This window comes from Mycetocola sp. Y442 (genome assembly GCF_056898615.1).
In genome coordinates this window covers 618,848-632,644 of record NZ_JBXHBV010000002.1, presented here as the reverse complement: position 1 = coordinate 632,644, position 13,797 = coordinate 618,848, and the positions used below count along the sequence as shown (strand labels likewise).

Annotated in this window: 14 protein-coding genes; 13 read left to right on the top strand and 1 reads right to left on the bottom strand. The window is 63.2% G+C overall.

Going from position 1 to position 13,797, the window contains the following annotated elements:
* The first annotated feature begins 165 nt into the window (after nt 1-165).
* The 13 genes from AC1X6S_RS09570 to AC1X6S_RS09510 all read left to right on the top strand — a co-directional run bounded on the left by AC1X6S_RS09570 (nt 166) and on the right by AC1X6S_RS09510 (nt 12,085).
* The gene (locus tag AC1X6S_RS09570) at nt 166-1,017 is read left to right on the top strand and encodes an exodeoxyribonuclease III (RefSeq protein WP_483405520.1); all 852 of its coding nucleotides are present in this window, start codon (nt 166-168) and stop codon (nt 1,015-1,017) included.
* Between the two features lie 119 nt (nt 1,018-1,136).
* Complete coding sequence (gene trpS, locus AC1X6S_RS09565) at nt 1,137-2,141, top strand: tryptophan--tRNA ligase (RefSeq protein ID WP_483405519.1); 1,005 nt, start codon at nt 1,137-1,139, stop codon at nt 2,139-2,141.
* Between the two features lie 54 nt (nt 2,142-2,195).
* The gene (locus AC1X6S_RS09560) at nt 2,196-2,792 is read left to right on the top strand and encodes a GNAT family N-acetyltransferase (RefSeq protein ID WP_483405518.1); all 597 of its coding nucleotides are present in this window, start codon (nt 2,196-2,198) and stop codon (nt 2,790-2,792) included.
* On the top strand, nt 2,789-3,544 hold the full coding sequence (locus tag AC1X6S_RS09555) for an HAD family hydrolase (protein WP_483405517.1): 756 nt from the start codon (nt 2,789-2,791) through the stop codon (nt 3,542-3,544). The genes AC1X6S_RS09560 and AC1X6S_RS09555 overlap by 4 nt, the downstream gene beginning before the upstream one ends.
* A 90-nt stretch (nt 3,545-3,634) precedes the next feature.
* The gene (locus AC1X6S_RS09550) at nt 3,635-4,117 is read left to right on the top strand and encodes a hypothetical protein (protein WP_483405516.1); all 483 of its coding nucleotides are present in this window, start codon (nt 3,635-3,637) and stop codon (nt 4,115-4,117) included.
* Between the two features lie 223 nt (nt 4,118-4,340).
* Nucleotides 4,341-4,814, top strand: a complete 474-nt coding sequence (locus AC1X6S_RS09545; RefSeq protein WP_483405515.1) for a flavin reductase family protein — start codon at nt 4,341-4,343, stop codon at nt 4,812-4,814.
* A gap of 17 nt (nt 4,815-4,831) precedes the next feature.
* Nucleotides 4,832-5,677, top strand: coding sequence for an ABC transporter ATP-binding protein (locus AC1X6S_RS09540; protein ID WP_483405514.1), 846 nt, complete (start codon nt 4,832-4,834; stop codon nt 5,675-5,677).
* Nucleotides 5,674-6,543 carry an ABC transporter permease gene (locus AC1X6S_RS09535; protein ID WP_483405513.1) on the top strand — a complete coding sequence of 290 codons (870 nt, stop codon included), beginning with the start codon at nt 5,674-5,676 and terminating at the stop codon, nt 6,541-6,543. Before AC1X6S_RS09540 ends, AC1X6S_RS09535 begins: the two co-directional genes overlap by 4 nt.
* A gap of 94 nt (nt 6,544-6,637) precedes the next feature.
* Nucleotides 6,638-7,741: an ABC transporter substrate-binding protein gene (locus tag AC1X6S_RS09530; protein WP_483405512.1), complete on the top strand. Its 1,104-nt coding sequence runs from the start codon at nt 6,638-6,640 to the stop codon at nt 7,739-7,741.
* Nucleotides 7,742-7,837: 96 nt separating this feature from the next.
* Nucleotides 7,838-8,899 carry an LLM class flavin-dependent oxidoreductase gene (locus AC1X6S_RS09525; RefSeq protein WP_483405511.1) on the top strand — a complete coding sequence of 354 codons (1,062 nt, stop codon included), beginning with the start codon at nt 7,838-7,840 and terminating at the stop codon, nt 8,897-8,899.
* Complete coding sequence (locus AC1X6S_RS09520; RefSeq protein ID WP_483405510.1) at nt 8,896-9,558, top strand: cysteine hydrolase family protein; 663 nt, start codon at nt 8,896-8,898, stop codon at nt 9,556-9,558. The genes AC1X6S_RS09525 and AC1X6S_RS09520 overlap by 4 nt, the downstream gene beginning before the upstream one ends.
* Nucleotides 9,555-10,889: an NtaA/DmoA family FMN-dependent monooxygenase gene (locus tag AC1X6S_RS09515; protein WP_483405509.1), complete on the top strand. Its 1,335-nt coding sequence runs from the start codon at nt 9,555-9,557 to the stop codon at nt 10,887-10,889. Before AC1X6S_RS09520 ends, AC1X6S_RS09515 begins: the two co-directional genes overlap by 4 nt.
* Nucleotides 10,886-12,085 (top strand): MFS transporter, encoded by a 1,200-nt coding sequence (locus AC1X6S_RS09510; RefSeq protein ID WP_483405508.1) that lies wholly within the window; start codon nt 10,886-10,888, stop codon nt 12,083-12,085. The genes AC1X6S_RS09515 and AC1X6S_RS09510 overlap by 4 nt, the downstream gene beginning before the upstream one ends.
* A 126-nt stretch (nt 12,086-12,211) precedes the next feature.
* Here AC1X6S_RS09510 and glpK read toward each other — a convergent pair whose 3' ends face one another.
* Nucleotides 12,212-13,726: a glycerol kinase GlpK gene (glpK, locus tag AC1X6S_RS09505; RefSeq protein WP_483405507.1), complete on the bottom strand. Its 1,515-nt coding sequence runs from the start codon at nt 13,724-13,726 to the stop codon at nt 12,212-12,214.
* Nucleotides 13,727-13,797: the final 71 nt, after the last annotated feature.

Genomic DNA, 13,797 nt, shown 5'->3' with positions numbered 1-13,797 from the left:
CAAAACAGTACAGGCCGGGTACCCCTCAGCCCACGGAGCGCGCCTGTCGCACCATTCTGCCCCTTCACCCGCCCAATATGGTATTCCCTTGACGCGGGACGCCCACCTCTGCAAGTCTCCGCGGCCGCTCAGGGGCGTGCCACCGCCCTGATCTAAACTGGAGGAATGTCAACTTCCTCCCCGCTTCGCATTGCCTCGGTCAACACAAACGGAGTACGAGCGGCGTTCCGCAAGGGAATGGGCGACTGGCTCGACGCCTCGAACATCGACATCCTCGCTCTTCAGGAGGTCCGTGCAGCGACGAGTGACCTCGAAAACCTGCTCGGCTCGGAGTGGGACATCCTGCACGACCCGGCGACGGCAAAAGGACGTGCCGGCGTCGCCATTGTGAGCCGCGCCAAGGCACACATTCACCGGGTGGAGTTCGGTGCCGAAGATTTCGACAGCGCGGGCCGCTGGCTCGAGGCCGACTACGAGGTGGGCGACCAGATCGTCACAGTGGTGTCCACCTACGTTCACTCCGGCGAGGACAACACACCGAAGCAGGTGGAGAAGTACAAGTTCCTGGATGCCATGACCGCGCGCCTTCCCGAGATCGCCGCACACTCGAAATATGCGGTCGTGCTCGGCGACCTCAACGTCGGGCACCGTGAACTCGATATCAAGAACTGGAAGGGCAACCGTAAGAACGCCGGCTTCCTCCCGAAGGAGCGTGCGTACTTCGACAGGTTCTTCGGCAAGCGCGGCGAAGAGGTCGAGTGCGTCGACGGAACAACCGGTCCGGGACTCGGCTGGGTCGACGTCGGCCGCACCTGGGCCGGCGAGGTGGAAGGACCATACACCTGGTGGTCGCAGCGCGGGCGCGCGTTCGACACCGACACCGGTTGGCGACTCGACTACCACGTCGCCACTCCCGAGCTCGCCGCAACGGTGAAGGACTACCGGGTCGACCGGGCGGCCAGCCACGCGGAGCGATGGAGCGATCACGCCCCCGTCGTTGTTGACTACGCGATCTGACAGCCTCTCGCAGCGCAGGCGGCGCGATATCGTGAGCCGATCGATTCGAGCGCCCCGCGGCATCCGTTCTACCGAAGAAAACTTTCGCCCACACCGGGCACAGCTACCAAAGGACCCTCATGACCAAGCCCGTACTGTTCTCCGGAATGCAGCCGTCGAACGACTCACTTCACCTCGGCAATTTCGTGGGGGCGCTGCAGCAGTGGGTGGCGCTGCAGGCCGAGTATGACGCCTACTACTGCGTCGTCGACCTGCACGCGCTGACCAGCTCGCCGAACCCCGACGAGCTGCGGGCCCGCACCAGGTCGACGGCCGCGCAGTACATCGCGGCGGGAATCGACCCGTCGAAGAGCACGCTGTATGTGCAGTCGCACGTGCCTGCGCACGCGCAGCTGTCGTGGGTTCTCAACAACATCACCGGTTTCGGTGAGGCCGGGCGGATGACGCAGTTCAAGGACAAGTCGGCGCGCTTCGGTGCCGACTCGACCACGGTGGGCCTGTTCACCTACCCGGTGCTCATGGCGGCCGACATCCTGCTGTACCAGACCAACGTGGTGCCCGTCGGAGAAGACCAGCGGCAGCACCTCGAGCTGACCCGCGACCTGGCCGGGCGATTCAACAGCCGGTTTGGCGATACCTTCACGATGCCTGAGCCGATCATCCTCAAGGAAACGGCGAAGATCTACGACCTGCAGCACCCGGAGTCGAAGATGTCGAAGTCGGCCGAGAGCGAGGCCGGGTTGATCAAGCTTCTCGACGACCCCAAGGTGAACCAGAAGAAGATCATGCGTGCCGTGACCGACGACGACGCGTCGATCCGGTTCGACCGCGAGGCCAAGCCTGGTGTGTCCAACCTGCTCACAATCTTCGCGGCCATGTCGGGCTGGACCATCGACGCGATAGTGGACGAGTACGCGGGACGGGGGTACGGCGACCTCAAGAAGGGCGTCGTCGACGCCGTGAACGCCGTCTTCGAGCCGGTGCGCGCCCGCACACTGGAACTGCTCGACGACCCGGCCGAGCTCGACCGGCTGCTCGCCCAGAACGCCGCGAAGGCCAACGAGGTCGCCGAGAAGACACTCGCGGCCGCATACGAGCGCGTCGGGTTGCTGCCGCGCTCGTAGCCTCCGATCAACGCAGGCCGTCGTCGGCACAAAGCTCGCCGGTAGGCTGACTCCATGGACGTTGTGCGCATCGAAACCGACCGGCTGATCCTCGACGAGCCGGCGAAGGCAGACGTCCCGTTCATCTTTGCGTACTGTCAGGATGAGCTCATTCAGGACTTCACGACGGTGCCGCAGCCGTACCGGTTGCGCGACGCCGAGAACTTCCTGACCAGGGTGGTCCAGCCGGGCTGGACGAGCGCCAAGGAGCTGACCTGGGCCCTCCGCCGCCGGAACGAGCCGACGATCCTTGGCGTGGTCTCCCTGCGCGACTGGAACGACTCCCAGGCCATGATCGGGTTCTGGCTCGGCGCACCGTGGCGCGGCCAGGGCTACATGCCCGAGGCCGTCGCCGCGGTCTGCGACTGGGCGTTCGAGAGTGAGTGGTTCGCTGACAGCGCCCGGCCGAAGACCACCATCGTCTGGGAAGCGCTCATCGGCAACCCTGCGTCGGCGCTCGTCGCCCGCAAGGTCGGGTTCCGGTACACCGGCGTCAGTCGTGCCGAGGTCGCTCGGTTCGGTGAGTTTGCGCCGAGCCACCGCGCTGAGCTCACCGTCTCCGACAGGCCGGGCCCCGCGGCGGGCTGGCCAGCAGAGGTCCTCTCACGGTGAGCGCTCCTTCCGTCGTTCTGTTCGACCTCGATGACACGCTGCTCGACCATCGCGGTGCTGTCTCCCGTGGCATCCTGCGCCACGTCGATCTCATCCCCGGGCATCTCGAAGTCAACGACCGCGACGCCGCCGTGACTCTCTGGCACTCGCTCGAGGAGCAGCACTATCACCGCTACCTCTCCGGGGAGCTGACCTTCGCCGGCCAGCGCCGCGCGCGTGCCCGGGACTTTGCAGCCGCGCACGGCGTCTCACTCGGCGACGCCGAGGCCGATACCTGGTTCGACACCTACTTCGACAGCTACCGGATGAGCTGGCGACTGTTCGACGACGCGCTCCCCTGCCTCGATCGGTTGGCGGATGCCGGAACCCGCGTCGGCGTCATCACCAATGGTGAACCGGACTATCAGCAGGTCAAGCTCGACCGCACCGGCCTCGCCGACCGGTTCGAACACGTCATCGCGTCGGGCGCTGTGGGATTCGCGAAACCTGACCCGCGGATCTTCCACGAGGCATGCCGCCTGTTCAGTGTCGCGCCATCGGACGCCGCCTACGTTGGCGACCGCCTGGAAACGGATGCCATCGGCGCCGCTCATGCCGGACTCACCGGCGTGTGGCTCAACCGGTTCGGCGAGAACGTTGTCGCCGGGGCGCTCGGGCACGGGACGCCGGTGGGAACCAGTGCGATCGCTGCGGCCCAGGAAGCGGCAGCTGCCGCCGGGGTGCGCATCATCGGGTCGCTCGACGAGCTGTAGCCGCTCCGCGGAGTTGTTGCACACCGACGGACACGACGCATACATATCCCAGAAACATCGCCGAAACGCGGTCCTTTTACCATCGCGGCTATGGAAGGTCGACAGTGGCAAGGGGCACGTGTTCTGCACCGATTCGCCGAGGGGGCAACCGAGTGGCGAATGCTCAACGCCCTCGGTGAGCGACTTGGCGTTCCCCTCGAGCCATGCTCGATCGCTGTCGATCAGGCGACACGCCTCGAGGTGGACGGCGCCGACGAGCAGTGCACGACGCTCGTGCAACTTGTGACGAACAGTGGCGTGTTCAAGTCTGCACACCGCAACAAGGTCAACGCGGACATGTTCAAGCTGGCGTGGCTGAAGCGCGCGGTTGTTCCCGGCTCGCACGCGGTACTGTGCGTGACCGAGACGGTGGCCCAGGCGTTCGCGAAGGCGGGATGGGCGACGCTTGCCGCGGCGGATCTGGGTATCGAGGTGCTCGTCTACGGAGACGATGAAAAACTCCGGACGTTGTTCGCCGACGAGTTTACGAACCCGAAACGAAAAGTGACGCTCTCGGTAACAGCGGCCACCTAGCTTAAATTCTGATGGACCTCCGCGCGGCACATCGGTATCGATTCGCCTCGCACGCTCTCCACGTTGAACCTATTCCCTGAGTTCGTGGAGGCACCATGTCGTCGATATTCGTCCGGGCCCAAAACCCCTTAGCCGTGTCCAGCGGACCGGAGGTGAGCGGGCATTCGTGCATCGCTGATCGGTCCGGGCGTCTCGCGGGTCTGAACGTCCACAGGACCCTCGCATGAGCCCCGACGCGCTCGCCGCGCTTCGCCCAGCGCTCGGCAACATGGCCACCTCCGTCACACTGATTACGACCCGTCACGGCGGACGCGATTATGGGTTTACCGCCAACAGCTTCACGTCGGTGTCGTCAGAACCGCCACTCGTCGCTGTATTTCTGGCGGACACCGCGGATTGTTATCCCGCGTTTGAGGCGACCGATCTGGTTGTCGTCAACGTGCTGGCGCACGACCAGGCAGACCTCGCTCTGCACTTCGCCCGCAAACACGAAGACAAATTCACCGGTGTCGAGCTGGAACCGTCACATCCGCACGTGCCCGTCATCTCAGGCTCCATGGCGTCGATAGTCGGCCGCGTTGAGAGTCGGCTCACCGCCGGAGACCACCTGATGCTGCTTATTGCGGTTGACGACGTTGTTCACCACGCACGCACGCCGCTCGTTTACCAAAACCGCACCTTCAGAAAGTTGATGTGATGATCGACCATTCGTCCGTGCCTGCCATTCGTCTTGAGAAAGCGCGCCGCATCTACGGCAGCGGCGAATCCTCAATGATCGCCCTCGACCACGTTGATCTCGACATCATGCCCGGCCGATTTGTGAGCATCATTGGCCCAAGCGGATGCGGCAAGTCCACCCTCCTTCGACTCATCGCCGGACTCGAGGTACCCGATGGTGGCGAGGTCAGCGTTTACGGTGTCACGCCCGAGCTTGCCTGCTCGGCCAAGATGGTTGGTCTGGTTCCCCAGGCACCCGCTCTCCTCCCGTGGCTCAATGTTCTTCACAACGTCATGCTGCCGCACAAGATCAATCGGTCGGGCGAGAAGAAGCGGCCAGCGGCCGCACGTGGTCTCGAAATGGGAAGCGGGATCGCGGCGGAGCCGTATATGCGTGAGTTGCTCCGCGCCGCAGGACTCGGGGAGGCGATGCACAAACTCCCGGCAGAGCTTTCCGGTGGTATGCAACAGCGGACGGCCATTGTGCGTGCGTTTGGGCTGAGGCCAGACGTGATGTTAATGGATGAGCCATTTTCAGCGTTGGATGAGTTCACGCGGGAGGCGCTTCAGGAGCAGCTGCTCGATCTCTGGGACGAAATGCAGTCGACCGTCGTGTTCGTGACGCACTCCGTCACCGAGGCTGTGCGGCTTTCGGACATGGTCATCGTGATGGCACCGCGACCGGGTCGCATCGTCGACGTCATCGACATCGATCTCCCTCGTCCGAGGAGTTCTGCTCTCATCAAAACGCCGGCTTTCCACCGGTACGAAGACCTGATCCGGGAGAGTCTTCAAAATGCCTGGCAGGAACCCGCAACGAGTGCTGAGAGGGTGTCCGCATGACGACAGCAGAGGCACAGGCGGCACCGGCGGTCCTCGCGACCCGCGCGGCCGCGCCGACCTTCTCGCGGTTGAATCCTCACCACCCGAAATCGCACCTGAAGTTCCTGCGGCCCAGCCGGTCTCTCCCCGTGCTGATAATGCTCGCAGCCTTGGCGGGTTTATGGCTCGTGGGAGCAGCGACCATGCCCTATTTGCTCCCGCCACTCGATTCCGTCTTCGCGACGCTCACCGGCAACCCGCAGTTCTACCTCCTGAATGCCTGGGTCACCCTCCAGGAGGCAATTCTCGGACTTGCGATCGCTTTCGCTGGATCCTTCGTGCTTGCGATCCTCATGAGCGAGGTCGCGGTCATCCGCCGAGCGATCATGCCCCTTGCCGTGGTGATGAACGTCACCCCACTCGTCGCTATCGCCCCGGTACTCGTCGTCGCGTTCGGATTCGGACCGGAACCGAAACTCATCGTCACGGCGATCTGCTGCTTCTTCCCCATCCTGATCAACGTTTCCATAGGCCTGCGCTCGATTCCTGGCCCTGTCCTGCAGTTCTACACAACGATCAAGGCCTCGCGCGCCGAGATGCTGTGGCACGTGCGGATCCCGAGTGCGACGCCATACCTGTTCGCTGCGCTCAAGATCGTGTTTCCGCTGTCCATCGTGGGAGCGGTCGTTGCCGAAATGGCTGCCCCCGGATCGGCGGAGGGCCTCGGAACTGTGATCTCGACAGCGAGCTCAAACAACAGGCTTCCTGTCGTGTACGCGTCGATATTCGTCCTCGCCGTTTTGGGTTCCGCCCTCCTGGCGATCGTGACGGCCGTTGAACGCAAAGCCCTGCACTGGCACGACTCGAGAATCGGCGACGTCGATTAGCGATTCGACGCCGCGCCAGTCCTGCTCTTCCTCTCATACCTCCCTTTCCGCGATACCCCCTGCCCGGATCCGCCCCACCCACCAGGAGAACCAGATGAAAAAACGTTTCCACCACATCGTCACAGCGAGTGTGGGCGTCGCTGCCCTTCTCACCGGTTTGAGCGCGTGCAGCACCGCTGACGCGGGCGGCGCGTCCGGCAAGGAAGAAGCGGGCTCCGCCATCTCCGCGGAGCGCTGCGCGCAAAACGAGGCAGCCGGCACGGTCGGCTACCTCACCGGATACCAGTACCAGGCATCCGTATCCATCCTCGAAATCCTTGCGGCGGAAGAACTTGGCTACTTCGACGCCCTCTGTCTCGACGTCAAAATCCAACCTGGCACCGGGGACACCGGCCAGAATTCTCAGCTGATCGCGGCAAACACGGTTCAGTTCACGGCGGTGAGCCAGCAGGACGTCCTGCTCGCAGCTGACAACGGAATCGAGATGATCGGAATCTCTTCCTATTCGAATGTCGGCCTTGAGGTCCTTATGACCAACCCCGACATCGACGATCTGACCGACCTGGACGGCTCAACCCTGGGCCACAAGGGCGTCCTGCCCGCTGCGGTACAAGCGATGCTCGACGACGCGGGAGCAGATGTCGCCAGCATGCAGCAGGTCACTGTCGGCTACGACCCCACGATCCTCCCGCGAAAACAAGTTGACTCACTCACGGGCTTCCTCTCCAACGAACCGAATCTGCTTGAGGTTGCCGGCAATGAAGTTACCGTTTGGCGGCCGTTTGACTTCGGAGTTCCGTCGTCGCTCGGTGCGCTCGCGGTAAACCCCGATTTTGCCAAGAAGCACCCCACCGTGGTCGAGGACTTCCTCCGGGGTGCGTTGAAAGCGCTGGACTACTGCGGCAAGAACGGGGAAGAGTGCGTCTCATTCGCATCAGACCTCAGTGGCGAAGGTTACGACGCTGAACACAACCTCAAGGTCTGGGAAACCGAGCTCGAGATTGTCGAGGAAAGCGAAGTTGACGGAGTAAACCGCGGGGCAATCGATTTGGCCAACGTTGAATCTCTCCGGACCATGCTCGCGGGTTACAACATGTTCTCGGAGGATCTGTCTGCCGAAGACGCAGCCGCGCTCTTCGACACACGTTTCATCGACTCGCTCTACGAGGATGCGTCACTCATTTGGCCCGCTCCATAATTCGAGAATTTTCTTCCCAGACGGTCGCGTCTCCCGGATTCGTTCCTGGCTGATCAAGCCCGCTCACTCACATTCGACATCACAGACAGGAAAACAATGACAAACACCGAGTACGGAGTGTTCCTCCCCGTCGCCGCTGGCGGCTGGCTCGTTTCCGACACCGCCCCATACCCACCCGCCGACTACGACTACAACAAACGCGCCGCGGTGATGGCCGAAGACATGGGACTCGACTTCATCATGGCTCAGGCGAAGTGGCGCGGGTTCGGCGGCAGCACCGACCACTGGGGTGAGTCGATCGAATCCATGACAATGATGGCGGCGCTCGCTGAAGCCACCACACGGGTCAAGGTTTGGGCTACCGTCCACGCCAACCTGGTGCATCCGGCCTTCGCCGCAAAGGTGTTCACAACGCTGCAACAGATCTCACACGGCCGTGCCGGAATGAACATCGTCAATGGAGCCTATGCCGCCGAGTTCCAGCAGATGGGGGTGTGGGACGAGGACATGACTCACGAACAGAGATACAGCATGACCGAGGAGTGGACTCAGGCCGTAACCCGGCTCTGGACCGAAGACAGCGTCGACCTTGATGGCGAGTTCTTCACACTGACGGCGTGTGAATCGCGTCCACATCCAGCCACACGTCCGACAATCATTTCCGCCGGGCGGTCAGAACGCGGCCGAGAGTTCCAGGCCACTTATGCCGACGGTGCCTTCCTCGACGCCCCCACTATCGAGCAGATGCGAGAACTGGCCGTTGACGTGCATAAGCGCGCTCAGTCAAAAGCTCGTTCGTGCAACGCGTACGCCATGCTCACGGTCGTGCTTGCCGAGACCGATGAGGCCGCACAGGAGCGAGTGCAGCTCTACGCCGACGGGCTCGACCGCGTGGCCGTTGCGAACATGCGTCAGGCGTGGGGATGGGATCAGGAACGGGCGATGGCGTGGGCGGAAGGCGCGAAGGGCACCGAGGCATTTCAAACGCCTTACGTAGCTGGCTCCGCGGAAACCGTCGCGAAGCACATTCGTGAGGTCGTTGACGGCGCACAGCTCGACGGACTCATGCTCATCTTCCCCGACTACATGGAGGATATGCCCGCGTTCGGCACGTACGTACTCCCTCTGCTGCGCACTCCGAACGAGCTGGCCGCATGAGCACTCTCGAGCAACGCCGACTGTCTGTGCTCTCCGGCAGCGAGGAACGGCCGGCGCTCATCGTTGTGGATGTACAGCGCTCCTTCGGAGACCCGGATCATCTCCGTGACTTCGATCTCGGCGAGGAGGACCTCGCCGAGATCGACGCAGCCGTCACGCGGACGATTGATCTCGTCGCGTCCGCCCGCCGTCTCGGGGTTCCCGTGATCTGGGTCGAGCTGGCGAGCGACCCGGATCGCCCGTGGCGTTCAAGTTCGTGGTTACGTTTCGGTAAGCGCAACCATCCCTCGGAGTCCGAGCCATGCGTGATCGGGACTGCGGGGGCGGAGTGGTTTCGTGTGATTCCTGCCGACGGCGAAACACGTGTCACGAAGCGAGGGTATAGCGGCTTTCTTGGCACGGACCTCGAGCGGACGTTGCGTGAGAGCGGGGTTACCTGGCTTACTGTGGTCGGCCTCACCACAGATTGTTGCGTTTCAGCCACCGCCGAGGACGCATTCCAACTCGACTGGCCTGTCCTCGTCGCGGCCGACGCCTCCGCCGCCTACGACCGTCAGATGCACAGAAACGCCCTGGAGCAATTGTCTACGCACGTCGCTGCCGTGACGTCAGCGGAAGAGATTGAGCACATCTGGCGCGAGAATCGAGAAACACGATGAGCGGCATGCACATTGCCTTCGACCTTTCTTTCACCCACACCGAAGGTCGCTGGGCCCGTGCTGGATCATGGGTCGGACGGGAATTCCCGGACGTTCGGATGTTTAAGGAACTGGCCATCACGGCCGAACGCGCAGGCGTCGACATGCTGTTCTTCGGCGACGGCAGCGGTATCCCCGACACCTGGCGCGGGTCCATCGATGCAGCGGTGGAATGGGGAATTCAGTGGCCCCGCCAGGACATGAGTCCGTTCATCGCGGCGATGGCTGCGGTTACCGACAACATCGGTTTCGGGCTCACCTACTCCTCCACGTTCATGCATCCGTTCTATGTCGCCCGCCTCCTCAACTCTCTGGACCACGTCACAGGTGGTCGGCTGGCGTTCAACGTCGTCGCTTCGACGCGGCTCGCTGACGCCGCGAACTACGGCATGGATGAGTTACGGGGACACGCTGAACGGTACGAGCGCATGGAAGAGTTCATCGATGTCTGCCAGGCTCTCTGGCGATCGGTGGAGCCCGACGCGATTGTGATGGATCGCGAGACCGGCCGATTTGCGGACCCGTCCAAGGTGCACGCTATCGATCACCGCGGCACGCACTTCACTGTCAAGGGACCACTCAGTTCGGTACCAAGCCCCCAGGTCTCACCGGTCCTCGTTCAAGCGGGGAGCTCGCCGCAGGGAATTGCAACGTCGGCAAAATTCGCCGACGTAATCTTCGGATTCGGCGGTTCTCTTCAGGGACAACAACGTCATCGTGAGGCGCTGGATGCTGCGCTACGCACGGAAGGACGAGACCCTGCCGAGGTGGGAATCCTCTGGGCAACACAGGTGATCGTCGGCAGGACAGCGCAAGAGGCTATGACCAGGCGGGACGAAATGCTGAGTTTTTGGAGCGACGAGGCGGTGGGCGCCTACGTCTCGCACAACTCGGGCTTCGACTTCTCCTCCCTGCCACCCACGATTGTCTTAGGCGAACTTCAGGAGCTCATCGTCGCAAGTGGAGCATCGCCAGCGGGGTTTGTGGGAATGCTCGTTGCCGAGTTCGGAGCTGAACATTCGGTCAGCAAGGCGGAGTTCTTTGAGCACGCGTGGCGCAGCGCATCCGGGCTGGACCATACGTTGTGCGGCACACCATCTGAAATCGCTGACGCTGTCGAGGAGAACTTCGCAGCTACCGGCAGTCGCGGTGGATACATGTTCACGACCCCGCTCGCGATGCCTTCGGGTTTCGCCGACATCGCAGAACTCGTTGTGCCCGAACTCCGCCGACGTGGCGCGCTCGCCCCCCGTTATGCGGGCTCGACCCTTCGCGCGAACCTGCGCGCATGAATCTAAGCCGGGTTTCCGGTCAGCGCGAGCAAACCGTGCTCATCTGCGCACTCATCGGTGCGGCTCAAATGACGTGGGGCGCCATCGTGCCGGTTCTCCCCGTCTACGTGGAGCGTTTCGGTCTTGGAGTCGCCGTGCTCGGCCCCATCATCGCGGCTTTTGCTGTCGGCCGCGTGATCGCGAACATTCCGGCTGGCATCGCGCTGCGGTGGTGGCACCCCCGTCGATATTTGCGGAGTGTTCTCATCGCCCTCGCGATCCTGACCGCTCTGACGGGCTTTATCGGGGATGCCGCGCTGTTGATTGCTGCACGGATAGTTGCCGGCGCGTTGGGCGGGGCTGCAGTCACCATCGGATTCGCCGTTCTCGTGACTGGCGCCCCGCCCGAGCGGCGGGGACGCACCATGGCGACAGCGACCGTCGTACAGATGGGTGCAGCGGCTGTCGGGTCACTTCTCGGCGGTATCGCGCTCACCGTTTCTGGCATTCACGGTGCGTTCATCGCGGCTGCGATTCCGGTCGTACTCGTTGTCCTGTGGGATGCGCTTCGCCCTGCGACACTGTTCTGGGATCAACAGCACGGTTCCCTCCGTTCGTCGTCGGGTCGCGTCGGGCCCGCCATCGACGTCGGACTCCTCGTGGCCCTCGCAGGAATCTCCTTCGCGGCGTTCTTCGCCCGATTCGCTGGCGAACAGGGACTGATACCCGTCCTCGCCTATGACACGGGCGGAATGACCCCGATCAGCCTCGGTGTTGCCCTCGCCGCTGGAACGGTCGTGAGCCTCATCGTGCTCGGGCCGATCGGGCGCGCTGTTGATGCCGGTCGAAGATATAGCGTCATCCTCGCGTCGGCGATTGGCGCGTCCATCGTCCTCCTCGTGCTTCCCGTTGTGAATGAGCCTCTCGGTTTTGGCATCGCAATTGTTCTCTACAGCGTCGTCACAAGCGTGTCGAACATTGTGCCTGGCGTGGTGACGGGCGAGACGTACAGCCCTGCTCAAGCGGGGGCGGTGATCGGAATCACTCGCACCGCTGGCGACGTGGGAGCAGCCATCGGGCCGCTTGCCGTCTTCGGCCTGACCGATGCGTTCGGCACGGGTGCCGGTCTCTGGCTGATGGCTGGCGTGCTCGTCGCTGCTTCGATCGCGTTGTGTTTCGTTCTTGCGCGTCGTACCGTACCGACCGGTCACCGATGAGATCGCCTTCCCGGGCGGGTCCCGTGAGAGCAACTCGCCGAGTCAGCCGACAGGACCGGGGCACGCCGGTGGTTCCAACGAAAACGGGCCCGCCCTCCGGAGAGGACGGGCCCGTTCGACCGTGAACTACTGGACGTCTTCGTCCACCCAGTCAAACGACTTCGTCACTGCCTTCTTCCACAGACGGAGCGTCCGGTCGCGCTCCTCGGCGTCCATCTTCGGCTCCCAGCGCTTGTCTTCCTGCCAGTTTCCACGCAGGTCGTCGAGGCTGTCCCAGAAGCCGACGGCGAGGCCGGCGGCGTATGCCGCACCGAGCGCGGTGGTCTCAGCGACCACCGGTCGGACGACGGGAACGTTCAGGATGTCGGCCTGGAACTGCATCAGTGCGTCGTTCTGGACCATGCCACCGTCGACCTTAAGCTCGCTCAGGTCCACACCGGAGTCAGCGTTGACCGCGTCGAGGACCTCACGGGTCTGGAAAGCCGTTGCTTCGAGCGCTGCCCGAGCGATGTGACCCTTGTTGACGAACCGGGTGAGGCCAACGATCACGCCGCGCGCCTCGGGGCGCCAGTACGGCGCGAACAGTCCGGAGAACGCGGGCACGATGTACACGCCACCGTTGTCGTCGACCGTCGTCGCGAGCGTTTCGACCTCGGGCGCCGAGTTGATAAGACCGAGGTTGTCGCGCAGCCACTGGATGAGCGACCCGGTCACGGCGATCGATCCCTCGAGCGCGTAGTGCGGTTTCGCGTCGCCGAGCTTGTAGCCCAGCGTCGTGAGCAGCCCGTTCTTCGAGTGCACGATTTCCTCGCCGGTGTTGAAGATGAGGAAGTTACCGGTGCCGTAGGTGTTCTTGGACTCGCCAGTGTCGAACGCGGCCTGGCCGAACGTCGCTGCCTGCTGGTCGCCCAGGATGCCGGAGATCGGCGTCTCGCGGAGGAGGCTGTGGCTGTGGGCGTGCCCATAGATCTCGCTCGAGGACTTGATCTCGGGGAGCATCGACCGCGGCACGTCGAACGCCGCGAGGATCTCGTCGTCCCACTGCAGCGTCTCGAGGTCCATGAACAGGGTCCTCGACGCGTTGGTCACGTCGGTGACGTGAACGCCGCCATCGGTTCCGCCGGTCAGGTTCCAGAGCACCCAGCTGTCGGTCGTCCCGAACAGCAGGTCGCCGGCATCCGCCTTCTCACGTGCACCCTCAACGTTCTCGAGGATCCAGACGATCTTCGTTCCCGAGAAGTAGGTGGCGAGCGGGAGGCCAACGGTCGGCTTGAACCGCTCGACTCCCCCGTCAGCCGCGAGCCGGTCGACGATCGGCTGGGTGCGCGTGTCCTGCCAGACAATCGCGTTGTAAACGGGCTTTCCCGTGGTCTTGTCCCAGACGACGGCGGTCTCACGCTGGTTGGTGATGCCGACGGATGCGATGTCGTGCCTGGTGAGGTTGGCCTTCGAGAGCGCCTGACCGATCACCTCACGCGTGTTGTTCCAGATTTCTGTTGGGTCGTGCTCCACCCAACCGGCCTTCGGGAAGATCTGCTCGTGCTCGAGCTGACCCGTCGAGATGATCGATCCTGACTTGTCGAAGATGATCGCCCTGGTGCTCGTGGTTCCCTGGTCGATTGCGATGATGTAATCCGCCATGTCGTACTCCCTTGTATGTGTCGTGTCTTCGTAGTGAACAGATGTGTGCAGCACAGCGGTGCGAGCTCCGC

What these genes read in the sequence shown, in the direction of transcription:
- glpK (WP_483405507.1), bottom strand. Translation starts at nt 13,726, where the DNA reads ATGGCGGATTACATCATCGCAATCGACCAGGGAACCACGAGCACCAGG.
- AC1X6S_RS09560 (WP_483405518.1), top strand. Translation starts at nt 2,196, where the DNA reads ATGGACGTTGTGCGCATCGAAACCGACCGGCTGATCCTCGACGAGCCG.
- AC1X6S_RS09570 (WP_483405520.1), top strand. Translation starts at nt 166, where the DNA reads ATGTCAACTTCCTCCCCGCTTCGCATTGCCTCGGTCAACACAAACGGA.
- AC1X6S_RS09550 (WP_483405516.1), top strand. Translation starts at nt 3,635, where the DNA reads ATGGAAGGTCGACAGTGGCAAGGGGCACGTGTTCTGCACCGATTCGCC.
- trpS (WP_483405519.1), top strand. Translation starts at nt 1,137, where the DNA reads ATGACCAAGCCCGTACTGTTCTCCGGAATGCAGCCGTCGAACGACTCA.
- AC1X6S_RS09525 (WP_483405511.1), top strand. Translation starts at nt 7,838, where the DNA reads ATGACAAACACCGAGTACGGAGTGTTCCTCCCCGTCGCCGCTGGCGGC.
- AC1X6S_RS09530 (WP_483405512.1), top strand. Translation starts at nt 6,638, where the DNA reads ATGAAAAAACGTTTCCACCACATCGTCACAGCGAGTGTGGGCGTCGCT.
- AC1X6S_RS09520 (WP_483405510.1), top strand. Translation starts at nt 8,896, where the DNA reads ATGAGCACTCTCGAGCAACGCCGACTGTCTGTGCTCTCCGGCAGCGAG.
- AC1X6S_RS09515 (WP_483405509.1), top strand. Translation starts at nt 9,555, where the DNA reads ATGAGCGGCATGCACATTGCCTTCGACCTTTCTTTCACCCACACCGAA.
- AC1X6S_RS09535 (WP_483405513.1), top strand. Translation starts at nt 5,674, where the DNA reads ATGACGACAGCAGAGGCACAGGCGGCACCGGCGGTCCTCGCGACCCGC.
- AC1X6S_RS09510 (WP_483405508.1), top strand. Translation starts at nt 10,886, where the DNA reads ATGAATCTAAGCCGGGTTTCCGGTCAGCGCGAGCAAACCGTGCTCATC.
- AC1X6S_RS09545 (WP_483405515.1), top strand. Translation starts at nt 4,341, where the DNA reads ATGAGCCCCGACGCGCTCGCCGCGCTTCGCCCAGCGCTCGGCAACATG.